The sequence below is a fragment of the Micromonospora sp. IBSANI012 genome (assembly GCF_052814045.1).
Map to the genome: position 1 here is coordinate 2,809,106 of NZ_CP199933.1, position 21,887 is coordinate 2,830,992.

At 68.2% G+C, this 21,887-nt stretch carries 21 protein-coding genes; 10 read left to right on the forward strand and 11 right to left on the reverse strand.

Translation table 11 applies throughout. The annotated features are described in order from the left end of the window. Positions 1-23 precede the first annotated feature (23 nt). Both ACTWM8_RS12865 and ACTWM8_RS12870 read left to right on the forward strand, forming a co-directional pair. Entirely contained in the window at positions 24-1,697 is a 1,674-nt protein-coding gene (locus ACTWM8_RS12865; protein ID WP_446214009.1) for a DUF885 domain-containing protein, read from the forward strand. 261 nt (positions 1,698-1,958) lie between these two features. Next, positions 1,959-2,564: a YdeI/OmpD-associated family protein gene (locus tag ACTWM8_RS12870; protein WP_446214010.1), complete on the forward strand. Its 606-nt coding sequence runs from the start codon at positions 1,959-1,961 to the stop codon at positions 2,562-2,564. Positions 2,565-2,769: 205 nt separating this feature from the next. Here the strand turns inward: ACTWM8_RS12870 and ACTWM8_RS12875 are convergent, their stop codons facing one another. Next, positions 2,770-3,189, reverse strand: coding sequence for a hypothetical protein (locus ACTWM8_RS12875; RefSeq protein ID WP_446214011.1), 420 nt, complete (start codon positions 3,187-3,189; stop codon positions 2,770-2,772). A 605-nt stretch (positions 3,190-3,794) separates the two neighbouring features. Between ACTWM8_RS12875 and ACTWM8_RS12880 the strand changes: the two genes are divergently transcribed. Beyond that, entirely contained in the window at positions 3,795-4,460 is a 666-nt protein-coding gene (locus ACTWM8_RS12880) for a Type 1 glutamine amidotransferase-like domain-containing protein (RefSeq protein ID WP_446214541.1), read from the forward strand. Between the two features lie 145 nt (positions 4,461-4,605). After that, a complete protein-coding gene (locus tag ACTWM8_RS12885) occupies positions 4,606-5,016 on the forward strand; it encodes a hypothetical protein (protein WP_446214012.1) in 411 nt (136 codons plus the stop codon). Positions 5,017-5,115: 99 nt separating this feature from the next. Here the strand turns inward: ACTWM8_RS12885 and ACTWM8_RS12890 are convergent, their stop codons facing one another. Both ACTWM8_RS12890 and ACTWM8_RS12895 read right to left on the reverse strand, forming a co-directional pair. Continuing rightward, positions 5,116-6,225 carry an IS110 family transposase gene (locus ACTWM8_RS12890; RefSeq protein ID WP_446214013.1) on the reverse strand — a complete coding sequence of 370 codons (1,110 nt, stop codon included), beginning with the start codon at positions 6,223-6,225 and terminating at the stop codon, positions 5,116-5,118. 322 nt (positions 6,226-6,547) lie between these two features. Continuing rightward, positions 6,548-7,300: an alpha/beta fold hydrolase gene (locus ACTWM8_RS12895; protein ID WP_446214014.1), complete on the reverse strand. Its 753-nt coding sequence runs from the start codon at positions 7,298-7,300 to the stop codon at positions 6,548-6,550. Between the two features lie 62 nt (positions 7,301-7,362). Here ACTWM8_RS12895 and ACTWM8_RS12900 point away from each other — a divergent pair, with 62 nt between their 5' ends. Then, positions 7,363-7,890, forward strand: a complete 528-nt coding sequence (locus tag ACTWM8_RS12900; RefSeq protein WP_446214015.1) for a PadR family transcriptional regulator — start codon at positions 7,363-7,365, stop codon at positions 7,888-7,890. A 72-nt stretch (positions 7,891-7,962) separates the two neighbouring features. On the opposite strand, the gene ACTWM8_RS12905 is transcribed toward ACTWM8_RS12900, so the two are convergent. The 6 genes from ACTWM8_RS12905 to ACTWM8_RS12930 form a co-directional block, all read right to left on the reverse strand. Then, entirely contained in the window at positions 7,963-9,069 is a 1,107-nt protein-coding gene (locus ACTWM8_RS12905; RefSeq protein WP_446214016.1) for an IS110 family transposase, read from the reverse strand. Positions 9,070-9,510: 441 nt separating this feature from the next. Then, positions 9,511-9,954 carry a low temperature requirement protein A gene (locus ACTWM8_RS12910; RefSeq protein ID WP_446214017.1) on the reverse strand — a complete coding sequence of 148 codons (444 nt, stop codon included), beginning with the start codon at positions 9,952-9,954 and terminating at the stop codon, positions 9,511-9,513. Next, complete coding sequence (locus ACTWM8_RS12915) at positions 9,843-10,637, reverse strand: low temperature requirement protein A (RefSeq protein ID WP_446214018.1); 795 nt, start codon at positions 10,635-10,637, stop codon at positions 9,843-9,845. The genes ACTWM8_RS12910 and ACTWM8_RS12915 overlap by 112 nt, the downstream gene beginning before the upstream one ends. A 531-nt stretch (positions 10,638-11,168) precedes the next feature. Then, positions 11,169-11,678: a DinB family protein gene (locus ACTWM8_RS12920; RefSeq protein ID WP_446214019.1), complete on the reverse strand. Its 510-nt coding sequence runs from the start codon at positions 11,676-11,678 to the stop codon at positions 11,169-11,171. 200 nt (positions 11,679-11,878) lie between these two features. Then, positions 11,879-12,133 (reverse strand): hypothetical protein, encoded by a 255-nt coding sequence (locus ACTWM8_RS12925; protein WP_446214020.1) that lies wholly within the window; start codon positions 12,131-12,133, stop codon positions 11,879-11,881. Between the two features lie 40 nt (positions 12,134-12,173). Next, on the reverse strand, positions 12,174-12,692 hold the full coding sequence (locus tag ACTWM8_RS12930) for a transposase (RefSeq protein WP_446214021.1): 519 nt from the start codon (positions 12,690-12,692) through the stop codon (positions 12,174-12,176). Between the two features lie 55 nt (positions 12,693-12,747). Between ACTWM8_RS12930 and ACTWM8_RS12935 the strand changes: the two genes are divergently transcribed. The 4 genes from ACTWM8_RS12935 to ACTWM8_RS12950 all read left to right on the forward strand — a co-directional run bounded on the left by ACTWM8_RS12935 (position 12,748) and on the right by ACTWM8_RS12950 (position 17,665). Then, positions 12,748-12,978: a hypothetical protein gene (locus ACTWM8_RS12935; protein WP_446214022.1), complete on the forward strand. Its 231-nt coding sequence runs from the start codon at positions 12,748-12,750 to the stop codon at positions 12,976-12,978. A gap of 190 nt (positions 12,979-13,168) precedes the next feature. Beyond that, positions 13,169-13,882 (forward strand): SDR family NAD(P)-dependent oxidoreductase, encoded by a 714-nt coding sequence (locus ACTWM8_RS12940; protein ID WP_446214023.1) that lies wholly within the window; start codon positions 13,169-13,171, stop codon positions 13,880-13,882. A gap of 639 nt (positions 13,883-14,521) precedes the next feature. After that, positions 14,522-16,357 carry a glycoside hydrolase family 15 protein gene (locus ACTWM8_RS12945; RefSeq protein WP_446214024.1) on the forward strand — a complete coding sequence of 612 codons (1,836 nt, stop codon included), beginning with the start codon at positions 14,522-14,524 and terminating at the stop codon, positions 16,355-16,357. A gap of 399 nt (positions 16,358-16,756) precedes the next feature. After that, positions 16,757-17,665 (forward strand): hypothetical protein, encoded by a 909-nt coding sequence (locus ACTWM8_RS12950; RefSeq protein ID WP_446214025.1) that lies wholly within the window; start codon positions 16,757-16,759, stop codon positions 17,663-17,665. Between the two features lie 475 nt (positions 17,666-18,140). Here the strand turns inward: ACTWM8_RS12950 and ACTWM8_RS12955 are convergent, their stop codons facing one another. After that, the gene (locus ACTWM8_RS12955; protein ID WP_446214026.1) at positions 18,141-19,406 is read right to left on the reverse strand and encodes a PP2C family protein-serine/threonine phosphatase; all 1,266 of its coding nucleotides are present in this window, start codon (positions 19,404-19,406) and stop codon (positions 18,141-18,143) included. A gap of 477 nt (positions 19,407-19,883) precedes the next feature. Here ACTWM8_RS12955 and ACTWM8_RS12960 point away from each other — a divergent pair, with 477 nt between their 5' ends. Beyond that, positions 19,884-20,999 carry an FUSC family protein gene (locus ACTWM8_RS12960; protein ID WP_446214027.1) on the forward strand — a complete coding sequence of 372 codons (1,116 nt, stop codon included), beginning with the start codon at positions 19,884-19,886 and terminating at the stop codon, positions 20,997-20,999. Between the two features lie 225 nt (positions 21,000-21,224). Here the strand turns inward: ACTWM8_RS12960 and ACTWM8_RS12965 are convergent, their stop codons facing one another. Next, positions 21,225-21,650: a nuclear transport factor 2 family protein gene (locus ACTWM8_RS12965; protein WP_446214028.1), complete on the reverse strand. Its 426-nt coding sequence runs from the start codon at positions 21,648-21,650 to the stop codon at positions 21,225-21,227. Positions 21,651-21,887: the final 237 nt, after the last annotated feature.

The window sequence follows — 21,887 nt, forward strand, 5'->3', positions numbered from 1 at the left end:
GGCAAGGCCCTAGCATTGCCCCCATGATCGAGGACTTCGCGGATCGGCTCCTGTGCGACATGGCCGGCCTCGACCCCTGCACAGCGGTCGTCGAGGCTGGCGAGCAGGATGTCGACGGGCTTACCGACTACGGCCCGGAGGGCCACCAGGCCCGCGCCGACCTCGCAGCCCGCGCCCTGCGCGAGCTCGCGATCTTGGGTGACGCCCTGCCGGCCGCGACCCCGCTGCACGCCCACCTCGCCGAACGGCTGCATACGCGTATCGCCTTCCACGACGCCGGGGAGGACCTGCGCGAACTGCACGCGGCGGCCACCGGTCCGCTCCAGCTCATCCGCCAGGCCGTCGAGGCCGCGGTTCCCGGCCGCGGCGCCGAGGGCGCGGCCTACGAGGAGGGCTGGGCTCGTGTCGGCGCGCGCCTGGCCGCGATCCCCGCGGCCCTGGACGGGTACGCCCGCAGCCTCTTACTCGCCGCGGAGCGCGGCAATTTGCCGGCGCGGCGTCAAGTGGAGCTCGTCACGCAGCGCTCCCGCAACTGGATCGACGACGATGCCGCCCTGGTGGATCGCTACGGCGAGGGGCGTCAGCGGGCGTCGTTGCAGGCCGCAGCGACGGGCGCGCGAGAGGCGTACCAGAAACTGGCCGAGATGCTGACCGCGGACCTGGCACCGCGGGCCGTTGATGAGGAAGCGTTCGGCCAGCAGCGGTACGCACTCTGGGTGCGCACCTTCCTCGCGGCCCAGCCTGACCTGCGCGAGCTGTACGACTGGGGCTGGGACGAGTTCCGAGCGATAGAGGCAGAGCTGATCGCGGAAGCGAAGGCCCTGGGCGGGAGCGTGCCAGAGGTGCTCGCCTGGCTCGCCAGCCCCGACGCGCCCGGCACGCTGCACAGCAGGGAGGCGTTCGCCGCGTGGCTGCAGGAGCTGTTGGAGGCCGCCACCGAGCGACTGGACGGCGTGTACTTCGACATCCCTGCCCCGCTGCGGCGCATCGAGTCGCGGTTGACCACGTCGTCCGGCATTGCCTACACCGGGCCGTCGCGGGACCTGACGCGGCCGGGCCGGGTCTGGTGGTCCCTCCCCGAGGACGCAGCGAGTTTCCCCACCTGGTACGCCTACAGCACCGCCTATCACGAGGGCGTTCCCGGCCACCACCTCCACCTCGGCTCCGAGGTCTGCCGGGGAGGCCTCGGGCAGCGGCTGAACCTGCTCGGCGGCCTCTCCGGCAGCCAGGAGGGCTGGGCACTGTACGCCGAGCGGTTCATGGACGAGCTCGGGCTCTATGAACAGCCGGGTGCTCGACTGGGGTATCTATATATGCAGCTCCTGCGGGCGGCCCGGGTTGTGCTCGACATCGGCCTGCACCTGCGACTGCCGATGCCCTCTGGTGACGGAGCATTGTGGACGCCGGATGCTGCGCTGAAGCTGCTGCGGGACCGCTGTCACCAGGGGCCGTACGCGTCCGCCGAACTCGCGCGTTACCTGGGCCGGCCAGGGCAGGCGCTGGCCTACAAGGTGGGTGAGCGGGTGTGGCTGGCAGGCCGCTCGTCCTTGCCCGGCGACCGGCGCGCATTCCATCGTCAGGCGCTGGAGCTGGGTTCGCTGGGCTTGGATCAGTTGACGGACGCCCTCCAGGGTGACCGCGCACCACTCGTGCACCGCGGTGAAACAAGCCAGGGACCCGTAGCTGCACGTCCTTGACGTCCGACCAGCCTGAACCAGGGCCAGACTTAACAGCGCGTACGACCTTGGTATATCAACACGGACATGGTCTATTTCCACGTCCGGATCTGCCGCAGACCGAGTGGGTGAGGTCGCGGCTGGATCGCCGGGCGTCGCCGGCTCGTACGGCGTCTGGCGGCCACCGTGGATGGCGCTGGCGATTGGCAGAGGCCGTGCCCGACGAGTCGGGCGGTCCAAAAGGCAGAGGCTGCGGCAACGGCGCAGCGATAGCCTGCCGTCATGGCGAGCGCCGAACTGGAAGAGTTGATCGTCGCGGACGCCGACGCGCTGCGCGCGTGGTTGTCGGCCAACCACGCCACGTCGCCCGGTGTCTGGCTCGCCCTGACCAAGAAGGGCGGCACAATCACGACGCTGACCTGGCAGCAGGCGGTCGACGAGGCCCTGTGTTTCGGCTGGATCGACGGGCAGGCCCGTAAACGGGATCAGGAAACCTCCTGGATCCGGTTCACCCCTCGCAGGCCCCGCAGTTCCTGGTCACAACGCAACGTCGCCCACGTGGCCCGGCTGCAGGCGCAGGGGCGAATGCTGCCCCCAGGCCGCGCCGCGGTAGAAGCCGCGAAGGCGGACGGGCGGTGGGCAGCCGCCTACGCCCCGCCCTCGGAAGCCGAGGTGCCGGCCGACCTCCTCGCCGCCATCGCCGCCGACCCCGCCGCCCAGGCCATGTTCGACGTACTCACCAAAACCAACCGGTTCGCTCTCATCCACCGCGTCAATGCCGTCAAACGGGCGCAGACCCGCGAGCGGAAGATCGGCGAGTTCGTTGCCATGCTGGCCCGTCACGAGACGATCTACCCGCAGAAAGCCAAGTCCCCGAACTCGCCGTAATCGGCATCTTCATGATCATGTGCGCTCATCTTCCGCTGACCGCGCGCCCCTGACGGGCCGTCGAGTCCGCCCGGCTGAGTAGTAACTCGATGTAACAGCCGCAGCCCATCGCGCGGAAACCCGTAACGCGTCAAGTGGAACCAATGCGTCACGCATCAAGTGGAGCCCGAGCCGACCGCCGGCGGAGTGGACGCTCCTATTTCTGTCAACAGCCTGCTTGCCGTGCCTTAAAGCCGGTTTGGGTCACGGTCGCGTAGCTGACGCTTCCGAGGAGGGAACCGAGCCCGGCAAACAGGATGCCGTCCCACGGTTGGGGTAGCCACCCCCTCAACATCGCCGCAGCGGCCAACGCCACCGGCACTGCAGTCAGCCACGCTGCGCCGACAGCCCAGCGTGAGCGCCGGTCATCCTGGCGGTGCAGGAAGCCCAACGCGCTGAGGATCGCAAGGAAGCCCTCGGAGTAGATCCATGACAAGGCCAGGACGAGGAGAGTCCCGATGGCCAGGCCAACGGCCCAACGCCGGAGAGCAGTGCTAAGGGGCACAATTGCCTGCTGAGAGACGTCCTTTCGACCAGCGGGGTCATCGGCTGCGCTCGTCACCAAGTGCGGAGGCTGCTCGTCCATTGAACGATGGTCCCAGCGGCCGACTAACGACGGAAGGCCGGCGGGCGGCTGCCGGCGCTATCGTCAACGTGCGTCAGGCGGGTAGCGGTGCTGACCGATGGCGCCGCACGGCTGGTCACAATGTTCGAACTTCTTGACTGGCAGGGGTGCTCGACATCCTGGACGAGCACGGACCGACCGAGCTGAGCCGATGAGTCCGTGCCCTGGAGGCAGCCGACCCGAACGGCACGAAGTGGCCCCGCAACAAGGGCAGCGGCGACGCCACAGCGGTCTACGCCAACTGACCGGGCTGGCTGCCGGCGTGTGATCCGACAACAGATCCGCGACACATGTCCGCCAACTGATGTGCGACAGATTCAGCGACCTAGGGGCGGCAGGTTGGCCGCCGACGAAACGTCCTGTCATGCCGATGAGCGGTCGCCGTGACATGCGCGTCCCGCGCGCCTCGGTCGGGTGCACGTGTTGGGCGAAGTAGGACCGGGTGGAGGGTAGTCGCCCCGCCAACTGAGGGACCTCCGAAAGTGGACGCCCGAAACTACGATGAGTGCCAGCGCGGCCCTTGGTCATCAGGCACATTCTCCTTCGCGCGTGAATTCGGAGGCATCGTGAAGCTCTTGCTTACGTCCGGCGGCGTCACGAACCCGAGCATCCACTCGGTGCTCGTGCAGCTGCTCGGCAAGCCGATCGATGAGTGCCACGCCCTCTGCGTCCCGACAGCACAGTGGGGTCACCCGATGTGCGGTCCGACATCGGTACGGGACTTCGTCACCGCCGAGCCCAAGCCTGACTGGCAGTACATGTCCGGCCTGGGCTGGGCGTCGCTCGGTGTCCTCGAGCTCACCGCACTGCCCACCATCGGCGCGGAGCGATGGGTCCCCTGGGTCCGGAAGGCCGACGTGCTCCTGGTCGACGGAGGCGACGCGACATACCTGTGCCACTGGATGCGCGAGTCCGGGCTAGCCGATCTGCTGCCTTCGCTGCCCGACAAGGTCTGGGTGGGAGTAAGCGCCGGAAGCATGGTGATGACGCCCCGGATCGGGGACTACTTCGTCGAGTGGCCGTCCGCACCAGACGACCGCACCCTGGGAGTCGTCGACTTCTCGATCTTCCCGCACCTGAACCTCTTCCCGACAAACACCATGGCTGACGCGGAGCGATGGGCCGCCGACATCGGCGTCCCGGCCTACGCCATCGACGAACAGACGGCCATCAAGGTCGTCGACGGCTCAGTCGAGGTGGTCTCCGAAGGGCAATGGACGAAGTTCGGGTGATTGTCGCCGGGCGACTATCCGGATCTGCCGCTGGTCGGTGCCGACGGATCGCGCCGGGTCGGGCGAGGAAGGCGGGATCGCGATGCGGCGATTACCGTCGGCCTTTCGATGTTCGGCGATTCGGCTCCTGCCAAGAAACTGCCGGATGACCAAGACTGAAGCGATGTCTCACGATATCGGGGGTGCGCCACGCGCCCAGATAACAATCACCGCTCTGCTCATCGTCGCCGGCACGCTCATCCTCTTCGTCCCCGCCGGTGACGAGGGTCGAGTCCTCATGCCGGTCAGCGAAGGTCACGGACTATCCGCCGTAGACGGGGTCGGCGCGGCACTGCTGGCGTTGGGCGGCATCTGGCTGGAAGTGCTCGTGGTACGGCGCCTACCGTACCTCGCACTGCCCCCACGGGCCTTGTTCGGACTCGGCCTGCTGGCCGGCCTCGGCATGGGGCTCCTGATCGCCTCGGTCTTTTCGGGATTCTTCTGGTGGTGGGCTGTCGGCGCCACCGCACTTGGCGTTGCCGTCCTCGTCCTCGCGCCCCTCACGGCGCGCCGTTGAGGTCGCTGACCGTACGTCCGGTTCTGCCGCCGACCGGGCGTCACGGTGCGTCACGCGTGGTCCCCTTCAGCGAACACCCGGCCATGGCTCCCCTCTGTGTCAAGACACCGCCGGGAGGAGAGTTCTATCCTGGGTCTCGGCGGGTCCGGGAAGTGACTTCTCCGAAGAGCCGGCATGGGGATGTGAGCTGGTCACGCTGGAGTCAGTAGTCGTCTCCCGTTGTCCTCCCGGGCCCGTCGCCGTGGCCGTCGTGGCGTCGTCGATCATCCGTCGATAGACGACGTCGGACAGGCGCCGTTTCAGTGCTCGCATCGCTTCCATCGACGTCTTCCCGGACGTCTTCTTGCGGTCGAAGTAGGCGCGGCCTTCGGTGGGGTTGCGTAGCTGGACCGTGGCCATGATGTGCAGTACCCGGTTGATCTGCCGGTTCCCGGCACGGGAGAGCCGGTGGCGTACCTGCTCGCCGGAGGACGCGTCGATGGGGGCGGTGCCGTTCCAGGAGGCGAAGTGGGCCCGGTTCGGAAACCGGGTGATGTCGCCGACCTCGACCAGCAGCCGGGCGGCGCCGGAGGGTCCGATGCCGTGCAGGTCCATCAAGGTGGTGCCAGTGGAGGCCACCAGTTCGGTCAGTTCCTTGTCGGCGTCCTTGGAGCGTCGGTAGACCCGTTCGAGGTCACCGATCAGCTCCGCGGCGACCCGCCGTCGGGCCTTGCCGACGGCGTCACGGGGCCGAACCGTGGCCAGCAGTGCTTTTGCCTGAGCGGCGGACAGGCTCTTCTTCGCGCCACCCGGAATGAGCTCCAGCAACAATTGATGCAGCTGGGAGATCATCCGGGTGTGGTCCTCGCCGAGGGAGCGGCGGCGGTCGACGAGGATCCGCAGCATGGCGAGCTGCTCATCGTTGACGACAGGGCGCAGCCCGGCCATGCGGGTGCCGACCAGCGCGATGGAGTGGGCGTCGGTGGCGTCGGTCTTTCGGCCCTGGCCGGTGGCGAACACCCGCGCCCTGGCGGACAGCTTCGGCGGGACGTCGACGACCTGCTCGCCGTCGGCCAGCAGCCGGTGGGCGATGTGCCGGCCGATGCCCTGGCAGCCCTCGATCGCCCAGACCCGGTTCGGCCACCGGCTGGCGTACTTCCTCATCGCTGTGTAGCCGTTGCGGTCGGTGTCGAAGCGGCCGCCGCCGACGACGGTCTCGTTGCCGGCCATGACCTCGATCGTGGCAGAGCGCTTGTGCGGGTCCATGCCGATGACCACACGATCTGACGTGCCACTCAACGCGTCCTCCGATGCTCGATCCACCTGGGTTGTCGAGCCGGGAGGGCAACGCTACTTCGAGCCGAGCAAACCCCTCTTGAGCCTCTCCCCGCCCTGGGGCGGCACCCGGGCCGCGCAGGCCAAATGAGAGCCACACGACCAGCGTGGGCAGCCGAATTGAGAGCGACAGCCCGGGCGCCTCGACCGAAGCCTGGCCGGGCCACGGTCGCAGGTCAATGAAACAAGTAGCCGAATTGCGGATGGAACGCTTGCGCTACGCCCGCAATGCCGCAGCTGTGGCCGCGACGAAGCCGTCTGGGTTGTCCAGCATGATGTTGTGGCCGGCGTCTGGTACGGCGACCACCCGCACGCCGGCGTCGGTCAGGGCGCGCGCACCGATCGGTTCGTTGTCGGCCGGGTGGAGGTATGTGCGCGGCACTGGCAGTTCGAGCAGCAGCTCACGCATGGTGGGGGTGGTGCCGCGGTCGAGGTGTGCCGCAGTGCGGTAAAGCGCCTCCGGACCAGTGAGCCGCATCGTCGCAGCCCAGGCCGTGCCGACTCGGGTGAGCGTCTCGGATCGGCCGTCGCCGTGTACGAACTGCTCCTCGGTGTAGCGGGTGCGGATGCCGACGCCCGGAGGCTGCGGGTCGAGGGTGGCGTCGACAAGGACCAGTGCGGAAACAAGGTGCGCATGGCGGGCGGCCAGGACGATGGCGACGGCGCCACCCATGCTGTGTGCGATCACCTCTGCGGCGCTGACCCCGGCAGCTGTCAGCGCCGTAGCGAGGAGGTCGGCGTGCTCCTCCAGCGTGTATGAGGCGTCGGCCGGCCGATCGCTGATGCCGTGCCCGAGCAAATCCATCAGCAGGCTGCGCCGTCCGGCAAGGGCGGGGTTGGTGGCCACCGCCGCGTAGTACGCCGGCGAGGAGGCGCCGAGCCCGTGCAGGTAGACCCGAGTGGGCTCGGCGCCGGGGAATTCCACCCAGCGGATCGTCGTGCCATCTGGTCGCACCTGGGCGCCGCGCATCACGTACCTCCTGACCGGTACCTCGTGCTCGAGGTATCACGTTGCCGAGGTAAGCTAGCACGGTGTTGGAGTTCGCGATAATGGGCTTCCTGGCCGACGCCCCGCTGCACGGGTACGAGCTGCGCAGACGCGTGGCTGCACTCACCGGCCACGTCCGGCCGATCGCGGACGGGACGCTGTACCCGACGATCAAACGCATGGAACGTGCGGGCTTGCTGCGTCGCGACGTGCAGGCTGGCCAGGTGGCGGCACCACGGCACGTGCTGATCCTGAGCCCGGCCGGACACGCGGAGTTGCTGCGTCAGCTCCGCACACCCGACGAGCTGTTCATCACCGACGAGAACCGCTGGTTCACGCTGCTGGCCTTTCTGCACCATCTCGACGACCCAGCAGCCCAAGCGGCCGTGCTGCACCGCCGGCTCAGTTTCCTCACCCAGCCGGCGAGCTTCTTCTGGGACGGCGACCGACCGCTGCGCGCCGACGACTTTCCCGACGACCCCTTCCGCCGAGGACTGTTCCGCATCGCCACCGCCACCAGCCGCACCGAGATCGCCTGGCTGCGGGAAATGCTGACATCGCTCACGCGATGACCACCTGGACCGACGTCGGTAGGCCGACTGTCCGTAGCCCGTACCAACGCGCACATCTGGCTCCCCTCTGTGTCAAGACAACGCCGGGAGCGGGGTTCTAAGCTGAGTGGCGGCGGGTCCGGGAAGTGACTTCTCCGAAGAGCCGGCTTGGGGATGCGAGCTGGTCACGCTGGAGTCAGTTGTCGTTCCCCGGTGTCCTCCCGGGCCCGCCGCCGTGGCCACCGCGTCGCTGATCATGCACCGGTAGACGATGTCGGAAAGGCGCCGTTTCAGGGCGCGCATCGCTTCCATCGATGTCTTGCCGGACGTCTTCTTGCGGTCGAAGTAGGCGCGGCCTTCGGTGGGGTTGCGTAGCTGGACCGTGGCCATGATGTGCAGTACCCGGTTGATCTGCCGGTTCCCGGCGCGGGAGAGCCGGTGGCGTACCTGCTCGCCGGAGGACGCGTCGATGGGGGCGGTGCCGTTCCAGGAGGCGAAGTGGGCCCGGTTCGGGAACCGGGTGATGTCGCCGACCTCGACCAGCAGCCGGGCGGCGCCGGAGGGTCCGATGCCGTGCAGGTCCATCAAGGTGGTGCCAGTGGAGGCCACCAGTTCGGTCAGTTCCTTGTCGGCGTCCTTGGAGCGTCGGTAGACCCGTTCGAGGTCACCGATCAGCTCCGCGGCGACCCGCCGTCGGGCCTTGCCGACGGCGTCACGGGGCCGGACCGTGGCCAGCAGTGCCTTGGCCTGGGCGGCGGACAGACTCTTCTTCGCCCCACCGGGAATCAGTTCCAGCAGCAGTTGGTGCAGCTGGGAGATCATCCGGGTGTGGTCCTCGCCGAGGGAGCGGCGGCGGTCGACGAGGATCCGCAGCATGGCGAGCTGCTCATCGTTGACGACAGGGCGCAGCCCGGCCATGCGGGTGCCGACCAGCGCGATGGAGTGGGCGTCGGTGGCGTCGGTCTTTCGGCCCTGGCCGGTGGCGAACACCCGCGCCCTGGCGGACAGCTTCGGCGGGACGTCGACGACCTGCTCGCCGTCGGCCAGCAGCCGGTGGGCGATGTGCCGGCCGATGCCCTGGCAGCCCTCGATCGCCCAGACCCGGTTCGGCCACCGGCTGGCGTACTTCCTCATCGCTGTGTAGCCGTTGCGGTCGGTGTCGAAGCGGCCGCCGCCGACGACGGTCTCGTCGCGGGCCATGACCTCGATCGTGGCAGAGCGCTTGTGCGGGTCCATCCCGATGACCACACGATCTGACGTGCCACTCAACGCGTCCTCCGATGCTCGATCCACCTGGGTTGTCGAGCCGGGAGGGCAACGCTACTTCGAGCCGAGCAAACCCCTCTTGAGCCTCTCCCCGCCCTAGGCGACGCCCGGGCCGCGCAGGCCAGATGAGAGCCACACGACCAGCGTGGGCAGCCGCGATGAGAGCGACAGCCCGGGCGCCTCGACCGAAGCCTGGCCGGGCCACGGTCGCAGGTCAATGAAACAAGTAGCCGCGACCAGCACGCCGAGGTGTCGCAGATCAGTTGGCGAACATGTGTCGCGCATCAGTCGACGGAGAACAGGCCGGCTGCCGGCGATGCCGGGTCTCAGGACGTCCGTGACAGATCAGTCTCGGGATGCGGGTGACACTTCCGGCTAGCGAGGTGGTGACGGCGGCTCGGGTGGGCGTCCTCGGGCGCGGCTCGCATCGGATACGGCGATCCCGGCCAGAACGAGGGCAGGTGCAATGGCGACGACCAGCGGCGGCAGGAAGATCGCCGCCGGTGAGATCGCGGCCAGCAGGAGTACCCCGAGCGGCCGGGAGCGGGACACCCGACCGAACACCGCGTACTCGAACATGCCCCGTCCGGTGAGGCACAGCGCGGGTCCGCCGAGGATGACGGCGATCCAGGCCGGTTGTGTGTGTCCGAACGGGTGGGCGATGACAAGCTCGTCGCCGACGGCGATCGCCACGATGCCAGCGACCATCACCAGGTGGCCGTGCAGCGAGCTGGTAGTGGCGCGGACTGCGTCGGGGGCGGCTGCGATCGCCTCCGCCAGCAGGCCCCCGGCACGGTGGATGTAGATCCGCCACAGCAAGGCTGTGGTGAGGTCACCGGGCTGACCTTCAGCCGAAGCAGGTTCGAGCCTGACCAGATTGCCGCCGTCGTGGTCGCGTTCCTCAGGATGACCTCGCCGAGCGCGATGATGAAGAGCTGCCGGCAGCGTTCGGCCAGGTGCTCGCCGGAGATCGCGTACTCGGCTGCACGCATGAACGCGCGCCCCAGCCGCGGTGTGGGGAGCCCCAGTGCGATGGCCACGTACTCCACGGCCACCGCGAGCGCCCACAGCACGCCACGCGCCGTGTCGTGTGCGACAGCACCCGCGATCCACGGCACCGCGGACACGCCGGACCAGAAGAGTGCCCGCACGAAGGGGGCCCGCGCCTCGTGGCCCCGCAGCAGGAGCACGGCGACGGCGCCACGACCGGTCTGGGTGGCGACGTAGGCGCCTGCGAAGAACAGGCCTTGCTCGTGGAACGCCTCAGGCACCGCGGCGGCCATCATCAGGGTGCCGAACATGGTCGCGAGGACCAGCAGCTGTATCAGCGGTTGCTGCGGGTCAAACCTGTCCGTGAGCCCCGCCGTATTGATCCAAACCGACCACAGGGCGAGCAGCAGCACCAGCGTCTGGAAGGCGTCGCTCCAGTTCAGACGTTCCAGCAGCCCCTGCGAGAGTCCGGCGAGCGCGAAGACGAACACCAGGTCGAAGAACAGCTCCAAGAACCCGGCCCGCGGTTCCTCGGGTCTCCGCAGCAGTTTTGCTGCCCCACTCGTGGTCATCGGCTCGCCCGCTTCTGCCGCTTCTGCCTACCTTTCCGGCAGTCGTACCACACGACAGCGCCCCTCAAATGAAGATGTGCTGCGGTGGCCTGGGCTCGAGCGGCTTCGTTCACCCGGCGGGGGCGACGGTAGAGGTCGGTGAGTTCCTTCCATCCGTCGTCGCCCATGCGGTCAGCTCGTCGACATTGGCCCAGAGTCCGGCCGGTGCTACAGGCGGCTGAGTGTCACCCAGGTCCTGATACCGATCTGTCATGCAGGTCCTGAGACCCGACGACCGGCCGCCCGGCGATGCCTGGTCTCGCATGATGGTTGACCGAATGGCCTCGCCTGATGCTTTACATGATCACGGCGAGGCTGACCGTTCCAAGGGCCTGCACGGACCGGCCATGATGTGGTACTGCGACACGTCCGCTCATGTCGAGAAGAGGATGCGGCTCGTGCAGTCAGGCGTAGCCGCAGAGATCATCCTCACTACTCGGGTCTTGCGTCGAGTTGCTCTCGAAGGATGTCGGCGTGGCCGGAGTGCCGCGCCAGCTCTCGGATCATGTGTACGTAGATGTAGCGCAGTGACACCCTGCCCAATCGGGGATGGGGCACGCTGTCGTCCAGCTCGAAATCCGCCGCAAGCCGCCTTGATTGCCCGCAGACATCTTCGTACTCCGCGACGATGTCCGCGATGGTTTCGCTCGGGTCAAGCTCCCAACTGGCGTCGTCCCCCGTGGAGTTGCCTGCGATCTGCTCTCGCGGAAGCTGGGCCAGGCAGTGGAGAAACCAGTTTCGTTCAACTGCGGCAGCGTGTTTGACAATGCCGATGAGTGTGGTCAGCGACGGCACCAGGCGTCGCCGAGCGCCGTCCTCCGACAATCCCTGCAGCTTGCTGATGAGCTCCTCCCGGTAAGCGTCGAGGAATGCCTCGAGGACGTCACGCTCCGGGGCGGTGCTCACCCGTTCTTCGCTGTCGAGCGGTCGCTGCGCGGTCACAGCGGCACTCTAGACGTAGCGGCTTTGTGTACCTCCACCAAGCGTCGACGGATGCACGGATCTGCCGCGAGTGGCGCGGTCATCGCGATCATGTAAAGCATCATCCGAGGTCGCAGTGTCAACCATCACCCGGCGCAGAACAACCGGCCGCCGGCGAAGTGGACGCTCCAATTTTCGTCAAGTGGGGCGGGTTGCCCGGCTCAGGCGAGTCCGTAGAGCCGGTTGAGGTCGAGTAGGTGGTGACCGCAGACCGAGGAGGCATGTAGGTCGAGCACGAGGACCAGGAACACGTTGGGTGTCTCGCAGGCGACCAGGACGTGTTGGTGCGCCCCGTCTGGCGACTGCCAGGCGTAGGTGACGCGGCCTTCGGAAAAGTCGTGCCCGTTGAAGTCGTCTTCGGGGATGGAGTCGAAGTAGGGCCAGAAGTCGAAGGGGGGTTCCTGGTCCGGGCCCACTCTTGTGGGGTGGGGTCCCCACGTTGCCTTGTACTCGTCCTCAGTCAGTAGCGGTGGCACCAGGCAAGGATGCCTGGTCCAGAGGTGGCGACGCGAGCAGGTGGAAGGTTTCACGTGCGATGTAGCGCTTGAGGCATCGCATGATCTCGGTCTTGGTCTTGCCCTCTGCGGTTCGGCGGGTGACGTAGTCCTTGGTGGGCTGGTGGCAGCGCATGCGGACGAGGGTGATGCGCCAGAGTGCGCGGTTGGCGTCGCGGTCGCCGCCACGGTGCACGCGGTGGCGGTCGGTCCGTCCGGAGCTGGCAGGGATGGGGGCGACGCCGCAGAGCCGGGCGAAAGCCGCTTCGGAGTGCAAGCGGTGAGGGTTGTCGCCGGCGGTGACGAGGAGTTGTCCAGCGGTGTCGACGCCGACGCCAGGCAGCGCGACCAGGTCCGGGGCGGCGGCGGTGACGAGGGCGGCCAGGTGGCTGTCGAGGTCGTCGATCTCGGCCTGAAGGGCGAGCCAGCGTCGGGCGAGGCTGCGCAGCGCGATTTTGGTGGCGGTCGCCGGATCAGACACCGTGCCAGGCCTCAGAGCGGCGCAGACGCGGATGCGTTTCGGTGCGGACTTTCCATTGACGTCGCGTCCGATCGCGGTCGGCGACGAGGTGACCGTCTACCGCGCGTTCGGGGCGTACGCAGCCGAGATGGTCGTCCCGGCGTCGTCGGTGGCGCCCGCGACGATGTGCTGGGAGCAGGCCGGCGGCCCTGATTGGGCCGGCGCCACCGCCAGGCACGCGCTGGAGGCGGTCGGTCTCCGCGAGGGCGAGGCGGTGTTGTGTGACAGTTCGCGCCCCTGCTGGTAGCTGGTACGGCAAAGTCTTCCTTATGGCTGTATAAGCCGGCCTAATCGCTCAAACCGGTCCATCGGCTCTTCCGCCCCTTGCACCAACCAGTCAGGGCGTGCCGCGCGGACCTTCTCGACCGAAGTCGATGTTCGCGTAACAGGACGGTGAGCAGATCATGACCTCAGGACTCTCGGGTACCAAGGCTTTGGTGACCGGTGGAACCAGTGGCATCGGGAAGGCCGCGGCTACCGAGTTGGCCCGGCTCGGTGCGCACGTGGTCTTGTCCGGTCGGGACGAGAAGCGGGGCAACGACGTGGTGCAGGAAATTCGTTCGGCCGGGGGTCAGGCCTGGTTTGTGGCTACCGATCTCCACGACGAGGCCGCCGCGCGCTCGCTGGCCGTTCGGGGCAAGGAGCAGCTCGGGCAGGTGGATGTGCTGATCAACAGCGCTGGCATCTTCCCGTTCGGTCCTACCGAGCAGACCAGCGAGGAGACGTTCGACTCGGTGTACGCCCTCAATGTCAAGGCGCCATACTTCCTGGTCGCGGAACTCGCACCCGACATGGCCAAGCGCGGCCGGGGCGCGATCGTCAATGTGACCACGATGCTCGCCGAGTTCGGCGCTGCGGGGCTGGCATTGTACGGGTCGAGCAAGGCCGCGATGGTGTTGCTGACGAAGTCCTGGGCTGCCGAGTACGGGCCCAGTGGCGTACGAGTCAACGCGGTCGGCCCCGGACCGACCCGTACCGAGGGCACCGCGTCCATGGGCGACGCACTCGACCAACTGGCCAAGGGCGGACCGGCCGGACGGCCCGGCTCTGCTGAGGAAATCGCCGCCGCAATCACCTTCCTGGCCAGCGACCGGGCGAGCTTCATCCACGGCGCGGTCCTGCCGGTCGACGGGGGACGCACCGCCGTCTGAGTCCCGACCGTCCGGTCTGCTCCGCGACGCCGCATCGCGGAGCGGACCGGACCGGACCGGACCGGTCGACAGGCGCGACACCGGTACGGGGCGCGGGCGGAGTCGCTGTTTGTCCGCGACATGCAGGACAGGCCCCGGCTGCGGACGGTGCCGGCACGGTCTTGGGGATCTACGGATCAGAAGGTTAGGGGTTCGAGTCCCTTCGGGCGCACAAGATCAAGAGGCGCTGGACCTGCCACAACAGGGGTCAGGCGCCTCTTGTCGTTCGTCCCCTATGGGTAGCATGTTGCTCGAATGGTGCTCGTACGACGAGCGTGGGCGCTGTTGCTTGTGGGATCGGCAGACGTGTCGCCGGGGTCAGATCGCCTGGGCGAGGTCGGTGAACGCCGCTGCTACCCCAGAGCCGGTGGGGCGTCGAGTCCGAGTGCGTAGCGGCCGCGTCGTAGGTTCTGCATGAAGGCGTGTCCGGCGATGATCACCTGCGCTGTTCGGTCGGTCCGTAGCCCACGCATCGGTTTCCGCCCGGTTAAATCAACCGGACAGGGGTAAGTAGGCGCAAGCGCAATTCAGGGCGTCTCGGGTCGAACTACCCAGGATCCGCCCCGTCAGCTAACACGGCTATCACCCAACATGGCAAGGATGATCGCTAGGTGGCTCAGCTACTGGAAACCGACCAGTCCGGTGTTGCACGCCGTGTGCGCCGGTCGGATTGAAGACTACGGCTACCTCGCCGACGGCCGATCCGGAGCCCTGGTCGGCCGCGACGGTTCCGTGGACTGGTGGTGCCCATCTCGGTTCGACGCGCCGTCGATATTCGCCCGCCTGCTCGACGACGACGGCGGACATTGGTGGATCCGGCCCGCCGGAGACTTCCAGGTCGAGCGGAGCTACCTGAGAGACACGCTGGTGCTGCGGACGGTATTCACCACCCGGGACGGATCCGTGGCGGTCACCGACGCCCTGGCCATGGACTCGAATGTCCGCGGACACGAGATCGGCCGGAATCCGCCCGGCCTCCTCCTGCGGCTGGTGGAAGGGCTCTCCGGACACGTTCCGATGGTGATGTCCTACGCGCCCCGCTTCGAGTACGGCCGCGTGCGGGCCCATCTCGATCTGCGCGGCGAGACTCTCGTCGCGAGAGCCACGGGCACCACGCTCGGGATGACCGCGACGGTGCCGGTGCACCGCCAGCGGACCGAAGCGTCAGCGTCGTTCACGGTCGGCCCGGGACAGCGGGAATCCTTTTCCCTGTCCTACTCGTCGACCTATCACGAACGCGAGCCAATGCCGGTCGACGTACCAGGGACCCTCGCCGAGACAGTCGAGGGGTGGCGCTCCTGGATATCGGAGCACAACTACCCAGGGCAATATCCGGAGTTGGTGCGCCAGAACGTGATGATCCTGGGGGGGTTGACCTATCAGTCAAGTGGTGCGTACGTCGCCGCGGCGACCACCTCGCTGCCGGTGCGGCCGGAGGGCCACGACAACTACGACTACCGCTACGTGTGGTTGCGCGACTTCAGCCTCGCCATGCGGGCCCTGTACCAGGCGGCCTGCTCGTTAGAGGCGGAACGGCTCTTCCGCTGGTTGGCCGAGGCGATCGGCGATGTGGGCCGGCAACCCGTACCGATCATGCTCGGCGTAGAGGGCGAGCACGACCTGACCGAACGTGAGCTCGACCTGCTAACCGGGCACCCTGTCAGGGGTCCAGTGCTGATCGGCAATGACGCCTGGCGCCAGCGGCAACAGGACGCACTCGGCCAGGTGATCGACGCCGCGTGGGTGCTGCGTGACAGCCTCGAACCCATGCCCGACGACGTACGGCGGTTGCTGCGTTCCCTGGCCGAGCAGGCGGCCGAAACCTGGCGGCTGCCAGATTCGGGAATGTGGGAGGCACGGGGCGAGGAGCGGCATTACGTCACGTCCAAGGTGGGATGTTGGATGGCGTTGGACCGAGCCGTACGGTTCGGCGCCGTCCTCGGCAGTGGGGCGGACCTGGAGCGTTGGGCGGCGGCCCGCGACGAGATCCGTGCCGCGATCCTGCAACAGGGCTGGAATCCCAGCGTTGGCGCCTTTACCAGAGCCTTTGGATCCGACGTGCTCGACGCATCGGTACTCGTCCTGCCCATCATCGGGTTCATTCCCGCAGCCGACCCGCGGATGCGCGCGACTATCGAACGGATTGAACAGGAACTGACCACCGATGGGCTGGTCCGCCGCTGGCCCGACGAGTCGGCGGGCTTCGTCATCTGCTCTTTCTGGCTGGTCGAGTGCCTTGCGCTGGCCGGCGAGCGAGATCGGGCCGCCGCGCTGTTCGAGCGCCTCGCCGGGCGAGCCAACGACCTCGGCCTCTTCGCCGAGCAGATCGACCGGCGTACGGGTGAACAGTTGGGGAACTTCCCGCAGGCGTTCTCACACATCGGCCTGCTCTCCGCCGCCTTGCGCCTGACAGAGGCCAGCACGCCCGCGCCATGAGGCCTTCACAGCGGCCCAGACGGCGTGGCTAGAGTTCAGCCTCTGCCACCGACTCGCCCGTGACTACGAACGCCACCCCGAGGTCTCCGAAGCGCTTGATCAGCCCCGTGGCGTCGTGGGCTGCGCGGGTGGCGGCGTCGGCGGCGCAGATCGCCAGGACCGCGACTGCTCGCCTCGCCTCCAGAGACTTACGGCCCGGGAACCGGTGCCGACGGGGTGGTAGCAACAGCTCGATCTCAGCCCACCGCTCGTCCGGGACGACCCACGGCGGCTGCTGACCCCTCCTCTACGTCACTGCTGACATACCGAAGGGCGCCTCCGCGAGGTAACGCTTCGACCATCGTCAACGCGCTGGTCAGGCTCGCATTGCCTCAGTCAGCCCGTGACATGATTGCGCCCATGGGGAAGCAGCAGGACGTCGGCGGGCCCGACGGTCACCGCGGGTCAGGTACCACCGCTCACCGTGCGAGCGGCGGCAGCGCCGACGCGCGGCTTGCCCTCGCGCAGAACCCCGCAACGCCACAGATGACCCTCTTCGACTTGGCGTCCGACCCGTCGGCCGTGGTCCGTAAGGCGGTCGCGGCCCGGACCGACGCACCCGCGCAGGCACTGCGACCGCTGACCCGGGACCATGATCGTCAGGTCCGGGAGGCTGTGGCGAGAAACCCTTCGACCTCGGTCGCCAATCTCTTGCGTCTCGTCAAAGACGCCGACCGGTGGGTCCGCTGGGCGGTCGCCGGCAACCCGGCTTGCGACGAGTCGGTCCGCCGGGTGATGTCAGAGGCACCCGACAAGGAGCTTCGTGGTCTCCTCGCGGAGATGCGGGAGTTGGAGCCCGAACTGGCCGCCAGGCTGATCGACGACGTCTCACCCGAGGTACGGGAACGACTCGCCACCCACACCCACGACCCCGACGTGATCACCGCCCTGATGGCCGATCGCACCGTACGCGTACGCAAGGGGCTCGCCCGCAACCCGCGGACCACCGCCGAGCAGCGCAGCGCGCTTGCCCAGGACCCCGTGGTCGACGTCCGTGCCGCGCTGGTCCGCGCGGTCCAGCTGGACGAGGCGGATCTGGAACGCCTGGTTCACGACCGCTCGGTGCAGGTCCGACTGGCGATGGCAACATCCGAGGCCATCCCGCCGCACATCCGGCGGGCCCTCGGCCGCGATCCCGACGATATGGTGGCCGGCGCGGCGCGGGATTTCCGCCCGGCGTCTGGCAAGTCCCCGGTGATAAGGGCTCCACGCGTCGGTCACCGGCGCTCCGGGAGCGGCCCAGGTCGACCGGGCGGCGCCGCGCGCTAAGGCCGGCGGCATGTCTGCCACGGCCCATACAGGGCGGGCACGCGTGCCGGATCATCATTCCCGAGGACCAGCTCGAGGATGCCCTGCCGCAGAACGGGAAGCGCCAGCGCGATTTACTGCCAGCGGCCGCTGCCTGGAGAGCTGTCGCGTGCCGCGGGCGGGACGCGCCGGTTGAGTCCGGAACCGGATCAGGTCAGCAGCGGCGCGCGGCGGTGAGAGCGGCACCACGTCGTACCGCTCACTGGTGTCGACAACCGGCTGTACCCGCTGCTCGGTCTGGGCATGATCGCCCGGGCTGCTGCTCACCCGCGAGGCCCGCCGACCGTCGGTGAGGACCCCGGACGCGGTGGCGCCGCGGCCTTCCCGTCACGGCGCCGATCGGCTGTCCGGAACGACTCCCGGGCCCGGCGCGGACGCCAGACCGAGCCGTCGCAGACGAGAGTGGACGCAGACGCACGCCCTCTCGTTTCTGGTCTCAGGGGTACGGAAGGGCACTCGCTCGGTGGGGATCGGCGCCGGCCGTGGTGGAGCGGTTGTCGCCGTGGTCGCCGTGCCAGTCGAGGACGAGCATGCAGGCGTCGTCGGGCAGGGCGGGTCCGGCGACGTCGAGGATGGCGTCGCCGAGTACGCGGACGACCTCCCTGGGGTGCAGGTCGGTGAGGCCTGGCAGCCGTGCGGGCAGGTCGAGGCGGGCGGCGCCGCGTTCCACCATGCCGTCGGTGAGCAGGATGAGCCGATCGTCGGGGCGAAGCGGGACGTCGGTTGTGCGGTAGGTCCCGTGGCGCAGTACGCCGAAGGGCGGATCGACCGGTAGCGCGAGGGGCTGGACGGTTCCGTCGCGCACCAGCAGTGGGGTGGGGTGGCCGGCGTTGACCATGGCCAGCACGCCGGTGCGCAGATCGAGCCGGCCGAGAAGTCCGGTGGCGAAGGTGAACCCCCCGGGCGGATTCTCGATCAGCGCCGAGTTTGCGGCCCGGGCCTGGTCGAGCAGCGTGTGACCGCGGCGGCGGGTGTGGCGCAGGCTGCCGACGCAGAGCGTTGCGGTCAGTGCGCTGTGCACGCCGTGCCCCACAGCGTCGGTGATGCTCAAGTGCAGCAGGTTGCGAGCGAGGCTGTAGTCGAAGGTGTCTCCGCCGATGCTGGCCGCCGGCTCCAGCCACGCCGAGAGGGTGAACGAGCCGGCCTCGCAGGTGAATGAGGAGGGCAGGAGCCGGCGCTGGATCTCCGCGGCGAGGGTGAACGGAGTGGTCCGCTGGCCCCATTCGAAAAGGTCGGTGTGCCGCCGGGCGGCGATCACCACGAAGGCCAGCGCGTGCGCGGCCCGGGAGATCTCGGCCAGGACCCCGTCGTCCGGCTCGACCGGCAAGGAGATCTCCAACAGTCCGATCGCCTCGCCCCGTTGCGTGACGGGCGCCATCACGACGTGATCATCTCCGCTCGGACGGACCTGCACGCGCTGGGAGCGCAGCGCCTGTTCCTGTGGCCCGCCGTCGAACGGCAGCACGGTGGCGACGTCGTCGTCCTGCTGGCGTCTGCCGGGCCGGTCCCCGAAGGGAACGTCGTGGGCCAGCCGAACGAGAGCCCGGCCGCTCATGTCCGCGACGAGGAACGACACCCACAGTGCCCCGAGGTCGACGCCGATGCCTCGGGTCACCGCCTCCACCGCGTCGACCGGGGCGGCGTCCTCGACGGCGCGCAGCACGTTGCCCAGGTCCACGCCGCTCCACCGTTTCTTGTTCACGCGCCAGAGCATAGGCCGAGAGAGCCGACAAGCCGTCCAGCACAGGTGTCGTCGGCCCCGAGCCGGCGCCCGGGCTCAGCTGAGCACTGCCGCGGCGACCGGGTGGTCCGGACGGTCACCCGCCCGCTTTGGCGACGGCCAGACGGAAGGCCCGAAGCACGTTGTGCCGATCGAGGCGGTGCCGGCGGCGGAGGCGAAGACGAGACGGTCAAGGTCCGCATGGGCTCCCGTATCAGATCCGTCTTATTGATGCCGGGACAAGAGGGCTGAAATCTCGGAGAATGGGGCCGTGCCCGCGGAACAGGAAGCAATCCAGCGCCTGCGAGACGCGCTCGTGCGACTTCATGGACGTGCCGCAGTGCGCGACGATGACGGCCTGCACATAGCGGCCCACGACATCAGCCAGGGGGACCACTACCACTCCGAGCGGTGTCCGCAGACGTGACCCGCGCCTCCGTTGCTCCTCGGAGGTGAGACGTGCGCAGCCGGGATCGGGGTGTGCGGCCAGAGACGGTGCGGCGAGAAAGCCGGGAGGCTTACGAGCGGCTACGCACCTATTTCATCATCGCGGTCCAGGCGGGTGCGGCAGCCGGTCTGTCCTGGTTCATTGCAGACGACCTGCTGCACAACTCGCAGGCCCTGTTTGCACCCGCCGCCGCGATCGGCACGATCGCGGCGGCTCTTGGCAATCGGATCAGGCGAGCGGCGGAACTCATCGCCGGGGTATTCGTCGGGGTGTTGACCGGACAGTTGATCATCGAGGTCATCGGGACGGGACCTGTCCAAACCGGCCTGATCGTGGCATTCGCAATCTCGTCGGCAGCCGTGATTCGCGGGGGCGGTGCCGTCATGGTGCATGCAGGAAGTACCGCCCTGCTGCTGGGAACGCTGGCTGCGGAACAATCGCATCTGGCTGTGGCGCGGACCGTCAACGGGTTGGTCGGAGGGGTGACGGCCATCGCCGTGGCGCTGCTGATCCTGCCGGCCAACCCCGTGCGCGTCGTACATCGCTCTGCCGGTCCGACGCTGGACATCTTCGCCCGTGATCTCACGGCTGTCGCTCAGGCGTTGGAGCAGCGTGACCTTCAACAGGCCGAGGATGCCTCGCAGCGCTTGGCCGCGGCTGAGATGGAAAGAAACAAGACGATCGAGATGGTCGCTGCGGCGGGGGAGATCGCGGTTCTCTCACCTTGGCGGTGGCGACGACTGGGCGTCCTGCGCAGATACCAGCACGCCTCCGAGCACCTCCAATTCGCCTACTCCAACAGCCGGGAGCTGGCGCATTGGGTCGTATCGACGGTACGGCTGCGTGAGCCGTTCCCGGCCGGCCTTCCCGCGTCGATCGAGCACCTGGGCCAGGCGGTGAGGCTGCTGCATCGCGATTTCCTCGCCGGCCGAGAGCCCGAACGTTCGCGCGCGCGGGCGCAACAGGCCATCGAGGAAGTCAACCGAGCCTGCGCCGAAGATGTCGACTTCTGCGGGAGGGTGCTCGCTTCGCGGCTGCGCCTTGCCATCAGCGAAGTGCTTCAAGCATCCGGAATGCCGAAGGCAGAGGCGAATCAGCAGGCGGGGTTGGCGGCCGACGCCAGCTGATGACGCAACCTGTGATGTCGTCTTGACGCCTGCCGACGCGAGGGCATGCCCGTCGATGCAGTCAACAGAGGCGAATATTGGTTCTCTCCGTCTCCAAATGCGTGACCAGCGCTCCTTGACCGCTGGTCACCCTTCACGTGCCACACCATGCGACGGGACGAAGCGAAGACATCGACCGGAGAGATCACTTCGCGGCGTCTCGGCGCCGGCGGCGGGTGCTGGTGATCATGCGGATGGTTGGGTCGCCCGATCCATCCGCTCGACCCACTGTGCCCGCCAGGCCGGCGGCTCCCAGGGCTCCCCGAAGTAGATCCGCTCGCGGACCACCTTGCCGTCGCGGAATTCCATGATCCCGACGGCCATCGTCGGCCGGTCGTCGTACCGGATGGTGTACTCGTTGACCCACAGATCCCCGCAGCCGACGGTCCGGTGCAGCTGGAACTCCTGCCGAGCGGGGTAGCTGGACCTGAGGGCGGTGATGTTGGCCTTGCCGCGGACTCGCTCGCCGCCCTGCGGCCACTCCAGCACCGCGTCATCGGCATAGATCTCGGAAGCGCGGGCGATGTCGTCGCCCGGCCCGCCGCCGGGTGCGCTGACGTTGGAGGCCTCGAAGTGGGCTTTGATCATCGCCCGCGCCACGGTCTCGTCCATAGCCCAACCTTCCGTCCGAACGGACGTCTGCGTGTTGGCCTGCGCATATGGAAGCTACCACCGGCCGGGAGCCACTCGGTGCCGTACTTGGCGGACGCCCCTCCCGGCGGACCGCGCACCGGCAGCGTCGTCGCCGAGGAGCAGGGCGTTCGCTGCTTCCGCGAAGGCGATTCCTTGCTAGTGCTCTGACCACAAACGTTGGCGGTGTTGGTGACACGCCGGCCTGGGTGAAGGGCT

Excerpts from the sequence above, each read along its gene's own strand:
- ACTWM8_RS12865 (WP_446214009.1), top strand. The coding sequence starts at position 24 with ATGATCGAGGACTTCGCGGATCGGCTCCTGTGCGACATGGCCGGCCTC.
- ACTWM8_RS12870 (WP_446214010.1), top strand. The coding sequence starts at position 1,959 with ATGGCGAGCGCCGAACTGGAAGAGTTGATCGTCGCGGACGCCGACGCG.
- ACTWM8_RS12875 (WP_446214011.1), bottom strand. The coding sequence starts at position 3,189 with ATGGACGAGCAGCCTCCGCACTTGGTGACGAGCGCAGCCGATGACCCC.
- ACTWM8_RS12885 (WP_446214012.1), top strand. The coding sequence starts at position 4,606 with ATGACCAAGACTGAAGCGATGTCTCACGATATCGGGGGTGCGCCACGC.
- ACTWM8_RS12890 (WP_446214013.1), bottom strand. The coding sequence starts at position 6,225 with ATGGCCGGCAACGAGACCGTCGTCGGCGGCGGCCGCTTCGACACCGAC.
- ACTWM8_RS12895 (WP_446214014.1), bottom strand. The coding sequence starts at position 7,300 with ATGCGCGGCGCCCAGGTGCGACCAGATGGCACGACGATCCGCTGGGTG.
- ACTWM8_RS12905 (WP_446214016.1), bottom strand. The coding sequence starts at position 9,069 with ATGGCCCGCGACGAGACCGTCGTCGGCGGCGGCCGCTTCGACACCGAC.
- ACTWM8_RS12945 (WP_446214024.1), top strand. The coding sequence starts at position 14,522 with ATGATCGCTAGGTGGCTCAGCTACTGGAAACCGACCAGTCCGGTGTTG.
- ACTWM8_RS12950 (WP_446214025.1), top strand. The coding sequence starts at position 16,757 with ATGGGGAAGCAGCAGGACGTCGGCGGGCCCGACGGTCACCGCGGGTCA.
- ACTWM8_RS12965 (WP_446214028.1), bottom strand. The coding sequence starts at position 21,650 with ATGGACGAGACCGTGGCGCGGGCGATGATCAAAGCCCACTTCGAGGCC.